This window comes from Nonomuraea sp. NPDC046570 (assembly GCF_040645915.1).
Taxonomy (GTDB): domain Bacteria; phylum Actinomycetota; class Actinomycetes; order Streptosporangiales; family Streptosporangiaceae; genus Nonomuraea.
This window is the reverse complement of sequence record NZ_JBEYZF010000002.1, coordinates 227,597-245,475: the sequence shown is the minus strand read 5'-3', so window position 1 is coordinate 245,475 and position 17,879 is coordinate 227,597. Positions and strand designations below refer to the sequence as shown.

Here is a 17,879-nt window from a genome sequence, read left to right as displayed (position 1 = left end):
AAGGCGAGTTCGGCCGTGAGGTGACGGGCCGGTCCGCGGCGAACGATTCAGGTCTTCCTGCCGGCGCCGGCCCGGTGCCGGTGGCCGCGACGCGACAGAAGAGGTGACTCAAGCTTGGAGTGATCCCGCCGCCGCAGGAACGCCATCCAGCGGGGCAGTCAAGGGGCAGATCGGGGGCAGATTGACGGATGCTTTCGCCACGGTCTGTGCGACGATTCTGGCAAAGTCGTGAAGGGAAGGCTCGGTGGCAACCCCCAACGTCCAGTTGCAGCAGGCGCGCCGGCGGCTCGCCTCGCCGTCTTCTCCGGGCGAGCCCGCCTCCCGGCAGGACCTGGCCGACCTGGTCAACGCCTGGATCGACGAGCACCGCGACTACGAGGCGTGCCTGACCGCCAACTACGTCGGCAAACTCGAACGCGGCGCCGTGCGCTGGCCGAGCGCCGACTACCGCGCCGCGCTCCGCGAGATCCTCGGCTGCGGCACCGACCGGGAGCTCGGCTTCCGGCCGCCGCGCCGCCCGAGCCGGCCTGCGGCCGGTCTGACCGACGTCGACCGGAAGGGCTTCCTCAGCACGCTCGCGGGCGTCGCCGCGGTTCCCCTGCTCGACCCGCTCTTCCCGGCTCAGCCCGCGTCGATCCCGGCCGTCGTCACCCCCGCCGACATCCACGAACTGCGCACCATCGCGGGGGTCTTCTCCACCTGGGACCACACCTACGGCGGCGGCATGATCCGCGAAGCCGTCACCGCGCAGGTGCGCTACTCGGTGGCGCTGCTGGAGCAGGCCCGCTGCCCGGACAGGCTCCGGAGCGAGCTGTTCGGGGCGGTGGGCTGGCTCAGCCACACCTGCGCGTTCATGGCGTTCGACGCCCACGCCCACGACGACGCCCGCCGCCTGTTCCGCCTCGCGCTGTCGTGTGTCGAAGAAGCCGGGGACTGGCACCTGCGCGCCAAGGTGCTGTCCTCCATGGCCCGGCAGGCCATCTGGTGCGGTGACGCCGACACCGGCCTGACCCTGGTCGAGCTCGCGCTCGTGCGCGCCGACCGGCTCACGCCCGCCGAGCTCGCCATGGTGCTGTCCGCCCGCGCCCGCGCGCTGGCCAAACTACGGCGCACCCAGGACACCCTGGCCACGGTGGGCCGGGCGGACGAGGAGTTCTCCCGCATCCGCCCCGCCCACGAAGGGCCCTGGATGCGGTACTACGACGCCGCCCAGCACGCGGGCGACACCGGGCACGCCCTGTACGACCTGGCCATCCACGGCCAGTTCGTCAACGAGGCCGCCAACCGGCTGGCCGCCGCCGTCGCCGGCCACATCGCCGTGCACGTGCGCTCGCGCGCCCTCAGCGGCATCAAGCTGGCCAGCCTCACCATGGCGGCCGGCGACCCCGACGAGGCCGCCGCCATCGGCCGCCGCGCGGTCCTCGCCGTCGACGCCGTCCGCTCCCGCCGCGCGGCCGACGACATGCGGGAGCTGCACCGGTTATCGGCCCCGCACCAGAGGCGGCCACCCGTCGCCGAGCTGCGGCAACGCCTGCGGACGGTGGTCGAGGCATGATCACCTCCGGCGAGGCTGAGAGGGCGGCCCGTGCCGTACTGGAGAGGGCCTGCCGGAGTGTGGGAGTGAGCGCGGAGGGAGCGGAGCTACTGCGGCTGGGTGAGAACGCCATCTACCGGCTGCCCGAGGGGATCGTCGCCCGCGTCACGCGCCCGGGGCAGCAGCACGCCGCGCGCCGCGAGGTGCTGGTCGCGCGATGGCTCGAAGCCAACGGCGTCTCCGCCGTGCGAGCCGCGCCCGGCCTGCGTCAGCCCGTCGAGGTGGACGGCAGGTCGGTCACCTGGTGGCGCGAGCTGCCGCCGCATCGGTACGGCGACACGCTGGACGTCGCCGCGATGCTCAGGCGCCTGCACCACCTGCCGCCGCCGAGCACGTTCTCCCTCGGCCGGCTCGACCCCTTCGTCCGGCTGGCCGAGCGGATCGACCGGGCCTCCACCCTGGCGGAGGCGGACCGGGCCTGGATGCGCGGGCACCTGGCCCGGCTTCGCGCCCGGCACGCCGAGTTACCCGCGGGCCTGCCGAGCGCCGTCGTCCACGGAGACGCCTGGGTCGGCAACGTCCTGCGCACCCAGGACGGCCGGACCGTGCTGCTGGACCTCGAACGCTGCTCGGTCGGCCCGCCCGAATGGGACCTGGTCTCCACGGCCGTCAAGGCGTACACGGTCGCCGGCATCACCGACGCGGACTACCAGGCGTTCACCGTCGCCTACGGGCACGACGTCGTCCGCTGGGGCGGCTTCGAGACCCTGCGCGACATCCGCGAGTTCCGCATGACCTGCATGGCCGCCCAGGTGGCCGCCGAGAATCCCGCCCGTCACCCGGAGGCGGCCCTCCGATTAGCCTGCCTGCGCGGGGAACTCGGAGATCGCCCCTGGCGGTGGACGGCCGTCCCGTAGGGTCTGCCGCCATGTACCCTGTCACGCTCACCTCCCCCCGCGTCACCCTGCGTGAGTTCACCCTCGACGATGTGGACGCCCTCACGGCGATCTACGGCGACCCGCGGGTGGCCGAGCACATGAGCTTCGAGCCCCGCACCCGCGACCAGGTGAAGGGCACGCTGACCAGCGTCACCAGAGCCGCCCTGGCGGAACCGCGGACCGAGTACTCCCTCGCCGCCGTCCTGCCCGCCGGAGAACTGGCCGCCTACGCCCGGCTGGCCGTCGACACCCAGCACACCGGCCAGAACAGCGCCCAGATCGGCTTCTCACTCCGCGCCGACCGCTGGCGCCAGGGCCTCGGCACCGAAGTCGTCCGACTGCTGCTCCGGCTCGGGTTCGACGAGCTGGGCCTGTACCGCGTGTGGGGCGCCCGCAGCCCGCTCAACGAGGCCTCGGCGGCGGTGATGGGCAAGCTCGGCATGGTAGAGGAGGGACGCATCCGCGGGCACATCCTGGTCCGGGGAGCGTGGCGCGACTCCGTCGTCCACTCCATCCTCGCCCCGGAATGGACGGCCACACCCCGAACCTGATTCAGGCCGAGAGGGCGGGGGCGGTGTGGTTGAGGCGCTGGTAGACCTCGCGAGTGGCCTTCGAGCGGTTGAAGGTGATGAAGTGGATGCCCGGGGCGCCCTCGTCCAGCAGGCGCTGGCACATCTCCGCGCCGTGCTCGATGCCCAGGCGGCGGACCGCGGCCGGGTCGTCGGCGACCGCCTCGAAGCGGCGGGCCAGCGCGGCCGGGAACGGCGCCCCCGACAGCTGCTCCGACCTGCCGATGGTGCTCAGCTGGGTGACCGGCATGATGCACGGGATGATGGGCGTGTCGCAGCCGCGCGCCGCCACCCGGTCGCGCAGCCGCAGGTAGTCGTCGGCCTCGAAGAACATCTGGGTGATCGCGTAGTCGGCGCCCGCCTCGCACTTGCGCACGAAGTACTCGGTGTCGGACTCGATGGTGGCCGAACGCGGGTGCTTGTACGGGAAGGCGGCCACGCCCACGCAGAAGTCGCCGGACTGGCGGATCAGCCGGACCAGGTCCTCGGCGTACAGCACGCCTTCGGGGTGCCGGATCCACTCGGCGGAGACGTCGCCGGGCGGATCGCCGCGCACGGCCAGGATGTTGCGCACCCCGGCGTCGGCGAAGCGGCCGACCAGGTGGCGCAGCTCGCGGACGGAGTGGTTGACGGCGGTGAAGTGCGCCACGGGGGTGAGGGTGGTCTCGTGCGCCACCCGCTCCACGATGTCGACCGTGCGGTCGCGGGTGGAGCCGCCGGCGCCGTACGTCACCGAGACGAACGTCGGCTGCAGCGCCTCCAGCTCCCTGATCGCCCGCCAGAGCTGCCGCTCGCCCTCGTCGGTCTTGGGCGGCATGAACTCGAACGAGAACGACCGCTCACCGGATGCGAGCAGCTCACGGACGGTGGGAACGCGATCCGGAAGGACGGAGGGACGACCGAGTGCCATGCGTCCAGGGTACAGGTCCCGTCACAGGGCAGCCGGGAGATCGAAGCGGGCATCTCCGACCATTAGTCTCAAGGCATGACCACTCACGCCGCCAGCCTCGACGTACTCCGCACCCAGGTGGAGCATCGCCTGCGGGAGTTCGTCGGCCGCCAGCGGCCCATCGTCGGCGACGGCGATCTGCAGCCGCTGCTGACGGCGGCGGGCGAGCTCCTGTCGGGCGGCAAGCGGCTGCGGCCCGCCTTCTGCTACTGGGGCTGGCGCGGCGCCGGCGGCGGCGACGACCCGGCGATCTACACCGCGGCGGCGTCGCTGGAGCTGCTGCAGGCCAGCGCGCTGGTGCACGACGACGTGATGGACAAGAGCGACCTGCGCCGCGGCATGCCCGCCGCGCACCGCCGCTTCCAGGCGCTGCACGAGAACTCCGCCTGGCACGGCTCGGCCGAGCAGTTCGGCGAGGGCGCCGCGATCCTGCTGGGCAACCTGCTGCTCATCTGGTCGGGCGAGATGTGGCGCACCAGCGGCCTGCCGTCGGCCAGTCTGGCGGCGGCCCAGCCCGTGCACGACCACATGCGCACCGAGCTGATGTGCGGCCAGTACCTGGACCTGCTGGAGCAGGCCCACGGGGAGAACACCTTCGACTCGGCGCTGCGGGTGGCGCTGTACAAGAGCGGCAAGTACTCCGTGGAGCAGCCGCTCCGCCTCGGCCTGGTGCTGGGCGCGGGCACCCGCGAGCCGTGGGTGGACGAGCTGTGCGTGACGTACGGCCGGCGCGTCGGCATCGCCTTCCAGCTCCGCGACGACATCCTCGGCGTGTTCGGCGACCCGGCCGAGACGGGCAAACCGGCCGGTGACGACCTGCGCGAGGGCAAGCGGACCATGCTGGTCGCCCGCACCCTGGCCCTGGCGGCGCCCGGGGACGCCGCCCTGGTGCGCAAGCTGCTGGGCGACCCCGCGCTGGACGCCGAGGGCGTGGCCGCGCTGCGCTCGGTGATCGAGGGCAGCGGGGCGCTCGCCGCCTGCGAGGAGATGATCGCCGAGTACCTGGAGGCGGCGCTGGGCTGCCTGGCGGAGGCCCCCATCACGCAGGCGGCCAGAAGCGGCCTGGCCGAACTGGCCGTGGCCGCCACCAGCCGCCGCGCGTAGGTCGCCGCGCCCGGGTCAGGCCGCCAGTCGCTTGGCGAACTCGGCCGCCGCGGCGGCGGGGTCACCGGCCTCGGTGATGGCGCGGACGACGACGACCCGGCGCACGCCGTACGACATGACCTCGCCGAGGTTGTCCAGGTCGATGCCGCCGATGCCGAACCACGGACGGTCGGTGCCGAGGCCCGCGGCGTGCGTGAGCAGGCCGGGGCCGGGCGCGTGGCGGCCGGGCTTGGTCGGGGTCGGCCAGATCGGGCCGCAGCAGAAGTAGTCGACGCCCTCCTCCACGGCCGCCGCCGAGGCTTCGGCGGGCGAGTGCGTGGAGCGCCCGATCAGCACGTCCGGCCCGAGGATGTCGCGCGCGACGGCGACGGGCAGGTCGTCCTGGCCGAGGTGGAGCACGTCGGGGCGGGCGGCGTAGGCGATGTCCGCCCGGTCGTTGACGGCCAGCAGCTTGCCGTGCCGGTCGCAGGCGTCGCGGAAGACCTCCAGCAGCGCGAGCTCCTCACGGGCCTCCAGCCCCTTCTCCCTGAGCTGGACGATGTCCACGCCCGAGGAGAGCACGGCGTCGAGGAACGCGGGCAGGTCGCCGCGTTCCCGGCGGCCGTCGGTGCAGAGGTAGAGCCTGGCGTCAGAAAGCGAGGGCTTGGGCACGCCGCTTGACCTCGGTATGGCGACCGGCCCTGATGGCCTCGGCCGGTGAGCCGGGCAGCGAGTCGTCGGGTGTGAACAGCCAGCGCAGCGCCTCGGCGTCGTCGTAGCCGGCGTCGAGGAGCAGGGTCAGGGTACCGGAGAGCCCCTTGACCACCTCGCGGCCGTCCAGGAAGACGGCGGGGACCTGGGGACCGCCACCGCCTCTGCGTACGCCGATGAGTTTGCGCTCCTTCAGGAGCTGCTTCGTCCGACCGATCGTGAGGTCGAGGCGCTGGGCCACTTCGGGGAGAGTGAGCCACTCGGCGACGAGCTGGTCGGTCTCCCGGTCGATCTGTGCAACAGAAAGCGTCACGAATCCACCACTACCACATTGCACCCTTGCTCAAACAACACAGTCACGTACGGCCACCTCGGGGTCTTTCAGCCTGCTGGGGTCCAGCCGCTGCCCGCCCTCGACGATCCTGCGGCCCTGGACCAGATCGCGCGGCCGGTCGACGGTGAGGATCGCCGCCAGCCTGTCATCGCCGGTCAGCCAGCAGATCGCCCACTTGCCGCCGGCCGAGGGGTCGCCCCGGAGCAGCAGGCGCGCGTCGGCCTGGTGGCCAGCGTACTGGACCATGTGGCCGAACTGCTCCGACCAGAAGTACGGCACCGGGTCGTAGACGGCCTGCTCGCCGAGCAGGGTGGCGGCGGCGACCTCGGGGGCGGCCAGCGCGTTGTCCCAGTGCTCGACGCGCAGCCTGGTGCCGAAGCGGCGCGACCACCAGGCCGCGCAGTCGCCCACCGCGACCACGCCGGGCAGCGAGGTGCGCAGGTGCTCGTCGGTGACGACGCCGTTGTGCAGGTCGATGTCGGAGCCGGCCAGCCACTCGATCGACGGGCGCACGCCGATGCCGGTGACGACCACGTCGGCCTCGATCCAGCCGCCGCCGACCAGGTCCAGGCCGCCCGGCTCGACGGAGCTCACCATGGTGTCCAGGCGCAGGTCGACGCTGTCGTACCAGGGGATGGTGTGGGCGCCGGCGTCCGCGCCGACGGCGTGCGCGAGCGGGGCGGCGGCGGCCTCGACCACGGTCACCGCGCAGCCGGCCCGGACCGCGGCGGTGGCCACCTCGGCGCCGATCCAGCCCGCGCCGATGATCGCCACCTTGGCGCCGGGGACGAGCAGGGAGCGCAGCTCCAGCGCGTCGTCGAGGGTGCGCAGCACGTGCTGGACCCCCTCGCCACGCAGCGTGACCGGCTCGGCGCCGGTGGCGATGACCAGGCCGTCGTAGGCGATCTCGCCCTCGGTCGTCTCGACCACGCCCGCGCGCAGGCCCTTGGCGGCCACCCCGGGCCTGAAGTCGACGGCGAGCGCCTCGAGGTCGAGGTCGACGAAGGAGGAGTCGGCCTCACCGAGCAGCACGGCCTTCGACAGGGGTGGACGGTCGTAGGGCCGATGCGGCTCCTCGCCGACCAGCGTGACGCGACCGTCGAATCCTCTCGCCCTCAGCGCCTCGACGCTGCGCACTCCGGCCAGCCCCGCTCCCACGACCACGACATGATTCACAATCATGACCCTAGGTTGCCTACGGGGGGTAACGCCAATGACGGCCACGTGACGAACCCGTCAATTCTCTCGCACAGTAGGCTGAAGAAGTAAGACGCGCGGGAGTCCGGCCACAACCGGGCTGAGAGGAAGGCTGCACGGGCCTTCGACCGCAAGACACCTGATCCGGATCATGCCGGCGAAGGGAGCGGGATGAATCGAACCGCGAACGCGATCGTCGTCGGCGGCGGCGTCATCGGCCTGTCCGCGGCCTGGCGGCTGGCCCGCACGGGCCGCTCGGTGGCGCTGGTGGACCCCGCGCCCGCCTCGGGCGCCTCGCACGCGGCGGCGGGCATGCTGGCGCCGCTCAGCGAGGTCACCTACACCGAGGAGCCGCTGCTCAGGCTCGGTCTCGCGTCGCTGGAGCGGTGGCCGCGGTTCGCCGCGGAACTGACCGCCGACAGCGGGCTCGACCTCGACTACCGCGCCGAGGGGACGCTCGACGTGGCCTTCGGGGCCGACGACCTGGCCGCGCTGGACGAGCTGGCCGCGTTCATGGACAAGCTGGGGCTGCCGGTGGAGCGGCTGACCGGGCGCGAGTGCCGCCGCCTGGAGCCGATGCTCGCGCCGTCGGTGCGCGGCGGGCTGCTGGCGGGCGCCGACGCGTGGGTGGACCCGCGCCGCGTCACCGCCGCGCTGCTCGCCGCCCTGCGGCGGCTCGGCGTGCCGGTGGTCCGCGAACGCGCGACCGAACTGGTCCGCGACGGCGACACCGTCCTCGGCGTACGGCTGGCGCCCCCTGGAGCCCCCGCCACCCACCCCGGCCGGGTCCTCGCCGGAGACGTGATCCTGGCCGCCGGAACCTGGAGCGCCGAGCTGGCCAACGTGCCCGTGCGCCCGATCAAGGGCCAGATCATGCGCCTGCGCTCCCCCAGCCCCCTGCTGGGCCGCTGCGTCCGCGGCGTCGTGCATGGCTCGCCCGTGTACCTGGTGCCGCGCGGCGACGGCGAGCTGGTCGTCGGCGCCACCCAGGAGGAGCTCGGCTTCGACACCAGGGTCACCGCCGGCGGCCTGTACGAGCTGCTGCGCGACGCCCGCGAGCTGGTCCCCGGCGTCACCGAGCTCGAACTGGCCGAGGTGGTGGCGGGCCTGCGTCCTGGCACCCCCGACAACCTGCCGCTCGTCGGCCCGAGCCGGGCCCCCGGGCTCAGCCTGGCCACCGGGCACCACCGGGGCGGCGTCCTGCTCGCCCCGCTGACGGCGGCCCTGCTCCAGGGGGAGGAGGGCGCGCTGGCCGCGCTCTGCTCCCCTCAGCGGTTCTCGTGAAAGAAGCATGAATGAACGTGACGATCAACGGCAGTGCGCACGAGGTGCCTTCGGGGACGACGGTGGCGCAAGCCGTACGGGCCCTGACCGAGGCGACGACCGGGGTGGCTGTGGCGGTGAACGACGAGGTGGTGACCAGGAGCACCTGGGAGACGACCGCGCTCGCCGACAGCGACCGCGTCGAGGTGCTCACGGCGGTGCAGGGTGGATGAGCTGATCATCGCCGGGGAGTCGTTCTCCTCCCGGCTCATCATGGGCACCGGCGGCGCCCCGTCCCTGGAGGTGCTGGACCGGGCGCTGGCCGCCTCCGGGACCGAGCTGACCACGGTGGCGATGCGGCGGCTCGACCCGGGCTCCCGCGGCTCGGTACTGGACGTCCTGCGCGAGCGGAAGATCAAGGTGCTGCCGAACACCGCGGGCTGTTTCACCGCGGGCGAGGCCGTGCTGACCGCCCGGCTGGCCCGGGAGGCGCTCGGCACCGACTGGGTCAAGCTGGAGGTCATCGCCGACGAGCGGACCCTGCTGCCCGACCCGATCGAGACGTTCGACGCGGCCGAGCGGCTGGTGGCCGAGGGGTTCGTGGTCCTGCCGTACATCGGGGACGATCCGGCGCTGGCGCGGCGGCTGGAGCAGGCGGGGTGCGCGGCGGTGATGCCGCTGGGCGCGCCGATCGGCTCCGGCCTGGGCATCCGCAACCCGCACAACATCGAGCTGATCGTCGAGGCGGCGTCGGTGCCGGTGATCCTGGACGCGGGCATCGGTACGGCGAGCGACGCGACGCTGGCCATGGAGCTCGGCTGCGACGCCGTGCTCCTCGCCACCGCGGTGACCCGCGCGCAGCGGCCGGAGACGATGGCGGAGGCGATGCGGGGAGCCGTCACGGCGGGGCGGCTGGCCCGGCTGGCTGGACGTATTCCCATGCGTCGCTATGCTCAAGCTTCGTCACCCACGTCGCCGTGATCCACTGCGGGGGCCACGTCTCGGCATCGGTTTCGGATAGTCGGGCCCTGCCGGTGGCAAAACGCCCGTAAACTCGGCCGCGTGGACACGACGATTGCGGACCCCCTCGTCGGGCGGCTTCTCGACGGGCGCTATCGCATCGAGTCCCGGATCGCCCGGGGCGGGATGGCGACGGTCTACCTGGCGCTAGACACCCGGCTCGACCGCACGGTCGCGCTGAAGGTGATGCACGGCTCGCTCGCCGAGGACCCGGCGTTCGTCCGCAGGTTCATCGGCGAGGCCAAGTCGGTGGCGAGCCTGTCGCACCCGAACGTGGTGCACGTCTTCGACCAGGGCACCGACGGCGACGTCGTCTACCTGTCGATGGAGTACGTGCCCGGCAGGACCCTGCGCGACGTGCTCAGGCAGCGCGGCAGGCTGCCCGGCCGGGAGGCGCTGGAGATCATGATCCCGGTGCTGGCCGCGCTCGGCGCGGCGCACCAGCAGGGCATGGTGCACCGGGACGTGAAGCCGGAGAACGTCCTGCTCAGCGACGACGGCCGGGTCAAGGTCGTGGACTTCGGCCTGGCCAGGGCCATCGAGGCGACCAACCAGACGCGTACCGGCGTGATGATCGGCACGATCGGCTACATGTCGCCCGAGCAGGTGACCACCGGCGGCGCCGACGTGCGCAGCGACGTGTACGCGGCGGGCATCATGCTGTTCGAGCTGGTCACCGGGCAGCAGCCGTATGACGGTGAGACGCCGATGTCGGTGGCCTACCGGCACGTGCACGACACGGTGCCGCAGCCCTCGGCGTACGTGCCGGAGACGTCGCAGCTGATCGACAACCTGGTGGCGCACGCCACCGCGCGCGACCCGCAGGACCGGCCCGCCGACGCCACCGCGATGCTGGTGGCCGCCGTCGAGGCGCACCGCATGCTGCCCAGGGAGACCACTCCCCCGCTGTCGCACTCCCAGCCGCACCCGCGGCCGCCGGTGGCGCCCACGCACACGCTGATCCAGCCGCGCGCCGAGGTGCTGACCGCGCCCGCGGGCCCGGCGGCCCCGCCCCCGCCGGCCCGGAAGGGCGGATTCCGGCCCAACTGGTTCCTGGTGGGGCTGGCCGTGGTCATGGTGATCGCGGTCGGGGTGACCGGCTGGCTGGTCGCCCAGCCCACCTACGTCATGATGCCCGACCTGGTGGGCAAGCACCTGTCCGTGGCCAAGAGCGAGGCGGCCAGGCAGGGCTTCAAGGTCAACGTCGCGGCCGGGGAGTATGACGAGAAGTTCGGCGAGGGCACGGTGCTGAGCACCGACCCGCTGGCGCAGACCGAGGTGAAGCAGGACTCGACGATCACGCTCGTGCCGTCGCTGGGGGCCAAGCGGGTCACCGTGCCCAACCTGGTCGGCATGGCCGAGGCGGACGCCCGCGCGAAGATCGCCGAGGTGGGCCTGAAGGCGTCGGCGATCCGCCTGCCCGAGCCGACCGTGCCGCGCGGAATCGTGATCAGGTCCAGCCCGGTGGTGGGCGAGTCGGTCAAGGTGGGCGCCAAGGTCAACCTGGTGATCAGCGCCGGGCTGGTGATGCCGGATCTGGACAGCATGCCCAAGGACGACGCGATCCGCATCCTGCAGGAGCACGGGCTCGTGCCGGACGTCAAGGAAGTGCCCGACGACGACGAGCCGTGCACGGTGATCGCCCAGCTTCCGGCGGCCAAGACGGAGGTCAACGCCGGGGCGCGGGCCGAGGTCACGGTGGCGCAGTGCCAGAGCAGCTGGGAAGACTGGTTCGACAACAACGACAACGACGCCACCGACGGGCAGGAGTTCAGGGCCGTCCCCGGGGTGATGGGCAAGAACCTCAAGGACGCCCGCGACGAACTGCGGGCGGCCGGGTTCAAGGTGAAGATCCGCAAGCTGACCGGGTCGGGCGTGGTGCGCATCCAACGGCCGCTGGGCGGGCAGGAGCGGCCGGCCTGGAGCGAGGTCGTCATCTGGCACTGACCCGCGCGGAGGAGGCCCAGGCCGATCACTCTTCCTTGAGGGTGCCGTGCAGGCGGACGCGGGCCAGGCCGCCGTCGGGGAAGATGTTCACCCTTACGTGACGCACCGGCCGGTCGCCGCCGATCCGGAAGCGGTGGTTGCCGTCGGGCTGCAGGCGGGTTTCGGGGAGCAGGGTGAACCAGCCGGCTCCGTCCGGGGAGCCTTCCAGAGAGACCGATCCGGGGGCGTTGTGGACCAGGTTGGTGGTGTCGATCTCCGCCATGCGGATGACGCCGGGTCCGGCCAGCCGGATCACCAGCCAGTCGTGCCCGCCGTCGCGGCGCCTGGCCGTCTCCCAGCCCTCGGCCTGGTGCCGGGCCAGGCCGGGGGCGATCACGTTGTTGGGCGAGGAGTAGAACTCGTCGGAGCACGAGGTCACCAGCGCGCCGTGCTCCAGGGCGGCCAGGTCGAGGGTCAGCCCGTGGTACATCCCCAGGTCGGGCACCACCTCACCGTGCACCCGCAGCCGGGCGACCCCTCCGTCCGGGTAGATGTTCAGCCGCACGTGCGTGTAGCGGCTCTCGTCGCGTACGTCGAAGAAGTGCTCGGCGTCGCCGGTCAGGGCGCTCCTCGGCACGATCGGCACCCAGTACGCCCGCTCCAGTTCGTCCACCGACGGATACCCTTCCGCCGCGCAGGCTTCGACGGACGCGTGCGGCGGGTAGTTGCCCTTGAACCACGCGGTGTCGATCACCACGCCTCGTACGACGCCGGGTAGGCCGAGCCGTACCAGGGCCCAGTCGTGTCCCGGATCCCGGCGCCGCCGGGTCTCCCAGCCGTCGTAGAGCTGCCCCTTGGCGCCGAAGGTGTGCGCCCGGAAGCCGGGCCTTCCCGGCCGGATCAGGCTCTCCCGCTCGGCGAACGACTCGTCGCTGGCCGCCACCACGGACCCTCCCAGGGTCCGCAGCGCCAGGTCGGGCAGGCTGGTGAAGCCGGTCATACAGTGCTCTCCCAACGATGTGCCCGGCGCTCAGCCGGGCAGGAAGGTTCCGAACGGCGGGGTCGCGGGGTCGACGGCTCTGCCCCGGAGCCAGGTGGTCACGACAACACCCGTCAGGGACCGGCCGTGGTACGGCGTGACGGGGTTCTTGTGGTGTAGCCGGGCGGCGTCCACCAGGTAGGTGGCGTCGGGATCGAAGGCCACCAGATCCGCATCATTCCCCAGCTTTATCGCACCCTTTCCGGAAATATCCGCCAGTGCGGCCGGGCCTTCCGCCATCCACCGCACCACGTCCCCCAAGCCGTGCCCCCTCGTCCGGGCCTCGGTCCACACCGCGCTCAACCCGATCTGCAGCGAGGCGATCCCACCCCACGCCGTCGCGAAGTCGGCCACCTTGAGCTCCGCCGTCGTCGGCGAGTGATCGGACACGACACAGCTCAGCACCCCGTCGGCCAGCCCCTCCCAGAGCAGGTCCCGATTACCCGCCGACCGGATCGGCGGGCAGCACTTGAACGCCGTGTCCCCCTCGGGCACCTGCTCCGCGCTGAGCGTCAGATAGTGCGGGCACGTCTCAGCCGAGACCCGCAGTCCCTCCTGTTGCGCCCGCCGCAGCGGCGCCAGGCACTCGGCGCCGGACACGTGCAGGACGTGCACCCGGGCCCCGGTCTCCCGCGCCAGCGAGACGACCTGCTCGACGGCGCGCCGCTCGGCGTCCGCCGGCCGCGACCGGAGGAACTGCGGGTAGCCGGGCCCGGCGGGTTCGAGCAGCAGGGCGGGATCCTCGGCGTGCACGACCAGGAGCCCGTCGAACGCGGCGATCTCCTCCAGCGCCTGCCGTACCTGGGCGAGCGCGAGCGGCGGGAACTCCTCCACCCCGGACGGCGACAGGAAGCACTTGAAGCCGTACACGCCCTGCTCGTGCAGGGGGCGCAGGTGCCGGAGGTTCCCGGGGACGGCCCCGCCCCAGAAGCCGACGTCCACGTGGCACTGTCCCTCGGCCGCCGCCCGCTTGACGCGCAGCGCCTCGACGGTGACGGTCGGCGGCAGCGAGTTGAGCGGCATGTCGACGATCGTCGTCACCCCACCGGCCGCCGCCGCCCTGGTCGCCGACGCGAACCCCTCCCAGTGGGTCCGGCCCGGCTCGTTGACGTGCACGTGCGTGTCGACCAGACCCGGCAGCAGCGCGACCGTCCCGAGATCGACGTCCTCCCCCGCGCGAAGCGGCGCGTCGTAGGCGTGCAGCGCGACGATCCTCCCGTCCTGTACGGCCACCGCCGCCGCCCGCTCCCCGGTGGGGGTGACGGCTCGGCGGGACCGGACCACCAGGTCGTAGGTGCTCATCGCGGGGCACCCTCCTCTCAGGTCAGACGGCGCTCGGCGGCGATCACGGCGGCGAGCCGTTCGAGGAGCGGCCCCGCCTCGGCCATGCAGCGCCCGAGGTCGGGTTCGAGGTCGGTGAGCGCGTAGGCGGCCTCGATGCCCGCCTCCGCCAACTGCTCGTCGGACAGGGTGCGCCTGCCGCACACGGCGACCACCGGCACGCCCGCCCTGGCCGCGGCCTGGGCCACGCCGACGGGCGCCTTGCCGCGCAGCGACTGCTCGTCCAGCGAGCCCTCGCCGGTGACGACCAGCCTGGCCCCCTTGACCCGCTCGTCGAACCCGAGCAGGTCGAGCAGGTAGTCGATGCCGGGCCGGATGTCGGCGTGCAGGAAGGCGAGCGCGGCGAAGCCGACACCGCCCGCCGCGCCCGCGCCGGGCGCCCCGGCCACGCCCATCGGCCGGGGCGTGCCGTCGTGCTCGACCGCGCCGAGCAGGCCGTGCGTCTGGGTGGCGACCGCGGCCAGGCGGCCGAGGGCGGCGTCGAGCAGCGTCACGTCGCCTGGGGTGGCGCCCTTCTGCGGGCCGTACACGGCGGCGGCGCCGTGCGGGCCGAGCAGCGGGTTGTCGACGTCACTGGCGACCACGAACTCGATGCCGCGCAGGTCGGCGAAGCCGGACAGGTCGATGCGCGCCAGCTTCCGCAGGGCGGCGCCGCCGCGCTCCAGTTCGGCGCCGGACTCGTCGAGCAGGCGGGCGCCCAGCGCCTGGACCATCCCCGCGCCGCCGTCGGTGCAGGCGCTCCCGCCGAGCCCGAGCACCACCCGCCCGGCTCCTCTGCGGACGGCGTCCGCGATCAGCTCGCCGACGCCGTGGCTGGTGGCGGTGAGCGGTTCCGGCCCGCCCGGCAGCCGCCGCAGCCCCGCCGCCTCGGCCAGTTCCACCACCGCGGTCGGCCGGTCGCCTTCGGGCGTGGCCGCGCGCCAGGCGTAGGCGGCCGTGACGGGTGCGCCGGTGGGGCCGGTCACCTCCAGCTCCACCCGCTCGAACCCGCAGGCCTCGGCCGCGTCCACGGTGCCGTCACCGCCGTCGGCGACCGGCAGCTCGACCGCCGGCACGCCCAGCCCGGCCGCCACCCTGGCGGCGACCTGCGCGGCCGTCAGCGAGCCCTTGAACTTGTCGGGCGCGACGAGTACGTGTTCAGCCACTCCAACTCCCACATCCTGATGGACCGTCCAGCCGGAAGGCGCTCCGGCGATGCCCCATCATCACACCCGGGCCCCGGCCGCCCCGCACCCGCCCGGTTCCGTACAAATCCCTCACGCGTGTACTTCGGTGCGGGCGGTGATGCCCTGTTCCCTGGCCAGGCGGACGAGCCGGTGGTGTGCCGCCACACCCGCCTGCCCGACGACGTCCTGCGGGACCGTGCGCAGCTCGTCGTCGGCCACGATCGTCTCGCCGCCGACGAGCAGCAGGGCGAGTGGCGGCTGCGGGCCGAAGACCAGGGCGCAGACCGGCTCGGCGACGGCGGCGGTGAAGGCGCCGTCCACCCGCCACAGGGCGAGGTCGGCGAGCTTGCCCACCTCCAGCGAGCCCAGCTCCCGCTCCCGCCCCAGATTGCGGGCGCCCCCGAGCGTGGCCAGCTCCAGCGCCTGCCGGGCGGTCAGCGCGGCGGGGCCGTACCGGGCCCGCTGGAACAGCAGCGCCTGGCGCATCTCGCCGGACAGCGGGGTGAGCTCGGAGGAGGCGCTGCCGTCCACGCCCAGGCCCACGTTGGCCCCGCCGCGCAGCATCTCCGACACCCGGGCGATGCCCGCGCCGAGCCGCCCGTTGGAGGAGGGGCAGTGCGCCGTCCCGGTCCCGGTGCGCGCGAACCGCGCGATGTCGTCGTCACTGAGATGTACGGCATGCGCCACCCACACGTCGGGCCCGAGCCACCCGAGCGCCTCCATGTGGTCCACCGGCCGCTTCCCGAGCCGGGCCAGGCAGTGCTGCTCCTCGTCGAGGGTCTCGGCGAGGTGGGTGTGCAGGCGTACCCCCTTGGCGCGGGCCAGCGCGGCCGACTCGGTCATCAGCTCGTCGGTGACCGAGAACGGCGAGCAGGGCGCGACCGCGACCCGCAGCTTGGAGGAGAAGGACGGGTCGTGGTAGGTGTCGACGGCCTCGGCTGTGGCGGCGAGGATGTCGTCCAGCCGCTCGACCACGACGTCCGGCGGCAGCCCGCCCTGCGACCGTCCCCGGTCCATGGATCCGCGCGCCGGATGGAACCGGATGCCCAGCTCGGCCGCCGCCTCGATCTCGGCCGCGAACAGGTCTCCGCGCCCTCGCGGGAAGACGTAGTGGTGGTCGCTGGAGGTCGTGCATCCGGTCAGCGCCAGGTAGCCGAGCCCGGCGGAGGCCGCTCCGCGGACCACTTCGGCGTCCATGGAGGCCCACATCGGGTAGAGCGCGACCAGCCACTCGAACAGCGTCGCGTCCTGTGCCAGTCCCTGGGAGGCCCACTGGTACAGGTGGTGGTGGGTGTTCACCAGTCCGGGCGTGGCCAGGCAGCCGCTCCCGTCGACCCGCGCACCGTCCGGTCCGGTGGGCGCCGGTCCGGCCCCCAGCTCCACGATCCGATCACCCTCGATCCGGATATATCCGGACTCGATCTCCGGGCCGGTCACCGGCGCGATGTGGACGTTCTCGATGATCACGTGAGGGCCGTCTTCCGCGCGGCCGCGAGCCGTACCGCGTCGAGGATCTTCTCGTAGCCCGTGCAGCGGCACAGGTTGCCCGCCAGGGCCTCGCGGATCTCCGCGTCCGACGGCGTGCCGACCCGCTCGATCAGGTCGTGCGCCTGCACGATGAGCCCCGGCGTGCAGAAGCCGCACTGCACGGCCCCGCACTCGACGAACGCCTCCTGGACGGCGTCGAGCCGGTCCCCCTCGGCGAGTCCCTCCACGGTGCGGACCTGCCGCCCCTCGGCCTGCCCGGCCGCGACCAGGCACGCGCAGACGGGGACGCCGTCCAGGTAGACCGTGCACGAGCCGCACTCGCCCTGCTCGCAGGCGTTCTTGGAGCCGGGCAGCCCGACCCGCTCGCGCAGGACGAACAGCAGGCTCTCCCCCTCCCACACGTCGTCGACGGCCTCGTCCCTGCCGTTGACCGTGACGTTGAGCCGCATCAGCCGGCCCTCCTCTCGAAGTGTCCCGCGCGGTGCTCGTTCCACGCCCAGGTCAGCGTCCTGCGGGCCATCACCGCGATGGCGTGCCTGCGGTAGTCGGCGGTGCCGCGCACGTCGTCGATGGGCGAGGCGGCCTGCGCGCACAGCTCGCCGAAGCGGCGCAGCACGCCGGGGTCGAGCCGCTCGTCCCAGTCGAGCTCGCGCGCCATGAACTCCTCTGCAGCCGTGGCCCGGCGCGGCGTGGGCGCGGCCGAGCCGATCCCGGTGCCCACCCGCCGCTCGGCCGGGTGCAGCGCGATCGCGAACGAGCAGACCGCGATGACCATGGCGTTGCGGGTCCCGACCTTGGAGAAGTACTGCGGTCCGCTCGCCGGGGCCATCCAGAACGCCCTGATCAGCTCGTCCGGCCGCAGCGCGCTGCGCTTGACGCCCAGGTAGAACTCGTCGGCGGGGATCATCCGCACCCCGCCCGCCGCCGACTCCACCTCGATCACCGCGTCCCCGGCCAGCAGCGGCGGGTGGGCGTCGCCCGCGGGCGAGGCCGCGCCGAGGTTGCCGCCGACCGACCCGCGGTTGCGGATCTGCGGCGAGCCGACCGTCCGCGACGCCTGCGCCAGACCGGGCAGCGGCCCGCCCAGCCGCTCGATGACCCGCGAGTACGGCACGCCCGCGCCGACCCGGTACCGCCCGTCCACCACCTCCCAGGTGAACAGCTCCGCCACCCGGTTCAGGTCCAGCAGCGCCACCGGCCGGCGCACATCGAAGTTGATCTCCACCATCACGTCGGTGCCCCCTTGGACGGGCACCGCCTCGGGGCTGCCCGCCTTGGCGGCCAGCGCCTCCTCCCACGTCGTGGGGCGCAAGAACTCCAT

Annotated in this window: 18 protein-coding genes and 1 riboswitch; of the genes, 8 read left to right on the top strand and 10 right to left on the bottom strand. The window is 73.2% G+C overall.

Annotated features, from left to right (window positions below):
* Positions 1–244 precede the first annotated feature (244 nt).
* Genes ABZ911_RS04770 through ABZ911_RS04760 form a run of 3 tightly spaced genes read left to right on the top strand, consistent with a single transcriptional unit; the run spans position 245 to position 3,023 of the window.
* Positions 245–1,555: a hypothetical protein gene (locus ABZ911_RS04770; protein ID WP_358051904.1), complete on the top strand. Its 1,311-nt coding sequence runs from the start codon at positions 245–247 to the stop codon at positions 1,553–1,555.
* Positions 1,552–2,451, top strand: a complete 900-nt coding sequence (locus ABZ911_RS04765; protein WP_358051902.1) for an aminoglycoside phosphotransferase family protein — start codon at positions 1,552–1,554, stop codon at positions 2,449–2,451. The genes ABZ911_RS04770 and ABZ911_RS04765 overlap by 4 nt, the downstream gene beginning before the upstream one ends.
* 11 nt (positions 2,452–2,462) lie before the next feature.
* Positions 2,463–3,023 carry a GNAT family protein gene (locus ABZ911_RS04760; protein WP_358051900.1) on the top strand — a complete coding sequence of 187 codons (561 nt, stop codon included), beginning with the start codon at positions 2,463–2,465 and terminating at the stop codon, positions 3,021–3,023.
* Between the two features lies 1 nt (position 3,024).
* On the opposite strand, the gene metF is transcribed toward ABZ911_RS04760, so the two are convergent.
* On the bottom strand, positions 3,025–3,951 hold the full coding sequence (gene metF, locus ABZ911_RS04755) for a methylenetetrahydrofolate reductase [NAD(P)H] (RefSeq protein ID WP_358051898.1): 927 nt from the start codon (positions 3,949–3,951) through the stop codon (positions 3,025–3,027).
* Between the two features lie 75 nt (positions 3,952–4,026).
* On the opposite strand from metF, the gene ABZ911_RS04750 reads away from it, so the two are divergent.
* Complete coding sequence (locus ABZ911_RS04750; protein WP_358051896.1) at positions 4,027–5,094, top strand: polyprenyl synthetase family protein; 1,068 nt, start codon at positions 4,027–4,029, stop codon at positions 5,092–5,094.
* A gap of 15 nt (positions 5,095–5,109) precedes the next feature.
* On the opposite strand, the gene thiE is transcribed toward ABZ911_RS04750, so the two are convergent.
* Genes thiE through ABZ911_RS04735 form a run of 3 tightly spaced genes read right to left on the bottom strand, consistent with a single transcriptional unit; the run spans position 5,110 to position 7,294 of the window.
* Positions 5,110–5,745 carry a thiamine phosphate synthase gene (thiE, locus tag ABZ911_RS04745; RefSeq protein ID WP_358051894.1) on the bottom strand — a complete coding sequence of 212 codons (636 nt, stop codon included), beginning with the start codon at positions 5,743–5,745 and terminating at the stop codon, positions 5,110–5,112.
* Positions 5,723–6,097 carry an Rv2175c family DNA-binding protein gene (locus ABZ911_RS04740; RefSeq protein WP_358051892.1) on the bottom strand — a complete coding sequence of 125 codons (375 nt, stop codon included), beginning with the start codon at positions 6,095–6,097 and terminating at the stop codon, positions 5,723–5,725. The genes thiE and ABZ911_RS04740 overlap by 23 nt, the downstream gene beginning before the upstream one ends.
* A gap of 30 nt (positions 6,098–6,127) precedes the next feature.
* Positions 6,128–7,294, bottom strand: coding sequence for an FAD-dependent oxidoreductase (locus ABZ911_RS04735; protein WP_358052421.1), 1,167 nt, complete (start codon positions 7,292–7,294; stop codon positions 6,128–6,130).
* A gap of 88 nt (positions 7,295–7,382) precedes the next feature.
* Positions 7,383–7,498: riboswitch (TPP riboswitch) on the top strand.
* On the opposite strand from ABZ911_RS04735, the gene thiO reads away from it, so the two are divergent.
* The 4 genes from thiO (at position 7,487) to pknB (ending at position 11,545) form a co-directional block, all read left to right on the top strand.
* On the top strand, positions 7,487–8,599 hold the full coding sequence (gene thiO / locus ABZ911_RS04730) for a glycine oxidase ThiO (RefSeq protein WP_358051890.1): 1,113 nt from the start codon (positions 7,487–7,489) through the stop codon (positions 8,597–8,599). It overlaps the preceding riboswitch by 12 nt.
* Positions 8,600–8,610: 11 nt before the next feature.
* On the top strand, positions 8,611–8,811 hold the full coding sequence (gene thiS, locus ABZ911_RS04725) for a sulfur carrier protein ThiS (protein ID WP_358051888.1): 201 nt from the start codon (positions 8,611–8,613) through the stop codon (positions 8,809–8,811).
* A complete protein-coding gene (locus ABZ911_RS04720; RefSeq protein ID WP_358051886.1) occupies positions 8,804–9,559 on the top strand; it encodes a thiazole synthase in 756 nt (251 codons plus the stop codon). Before thiS ends, ABZ911_RS04720 begins: the two co-directional genes overlap by 8 nt.
* Positions 9,560–9,640: 81 nt before the next feature.
* Positions 9,641–11,545: a Stk1 family PASTA domain-containing Ser/Thr kinase gene (pknB, locus tag ABZ911_RS04715; RefSeq protein WP_358051884.1), complete on the top strand. Its 1,905-nt coding sequence runs from the start codon at positions 9,641–9,643 to the stop codon at positions 11,543–11,545.
* Between the two features lie 25 nt (positions 11,546–11,570).
* On the opposite strand, the gene alc is transcribed toward pknB, so the two are convergent.
* The 6 genes from alc to ABZ911_RS04685 form a co-directional block, all read right to left on the bottom strand.
* Complete coding sequence (alc, locus tag ABZ911_RS04710; protein WP_358051882.1) at positions 11,571–12,524, bottom strand: allantoicase; 954 nt, start codon at positions 12,522–12,524, stop codon at positions 11,571–11,573.
* A 30-nt stretch (positions 12,525–12,554) separates the two neighbouring features.
* On the bottom strand, positions 12,555–13,865 hold the full coding sequence (gene allB / locus ABZ911_RS04705) for an allantoinase AllB (RefSeq protein WP_358051880.1): 1,311 nt from the start codon (positions 13,863–13,865) through the stop codon (positions 12,555–12,557).
* Between the two features lie 17 nt (positions 13,866–13,882).
* Positions 13,883–15,049: a glycerate kinase gene (locus tag ABZ911_RS04700; RefSeq protein WP_358051878.1), complete on the bottom strand. Its 1,167-nt coding sequence runs from the start codon at positions 15,047–15,049 to the stop codon at positions 13,883–13,885.
* A gap of 111 nt (positions 15,050–15,160) precedes the next feature.
* Positions 15,161–16,531, bottom strand: coding sequence for an 8-oxoguanine deaminase (locus tag ABZ911_RS04695; RefSeq protein ID WP_358052419.1), 1,371 nt, complete (start codon positions 16,529–16,531; stop codon positions 15,161–15,163).
* 2 nt (positions 16,532–16,533) lie between these two features.
* Complete coding sequence (locus ABZ911_RS04690; RefSeq protein ID WP_358051876.1) at positions 16,534–17,007, bottom strand: (2Fe-2S)-binding protein; 474 nt, start codon at positions 17,005–17,007, stop codon at positions 16,534–16,536.
* Positions 17,007–17,879 carry an FAD binding domain-containing protein gene (locus tag ABZ911_RS04685; protein ID WP_358051875.1) on the bottom strand — a complete coding sequence of 291 codons (873 nt, stop codon included), beginning with the start codon at positions 17,877–17,879 and terminating at the stop codon, positions 17,007–17,009. Before ABZ911_RS04685 ends, ABZ911_RS04690 begins: the two co-directional genes overlap by 1 nt.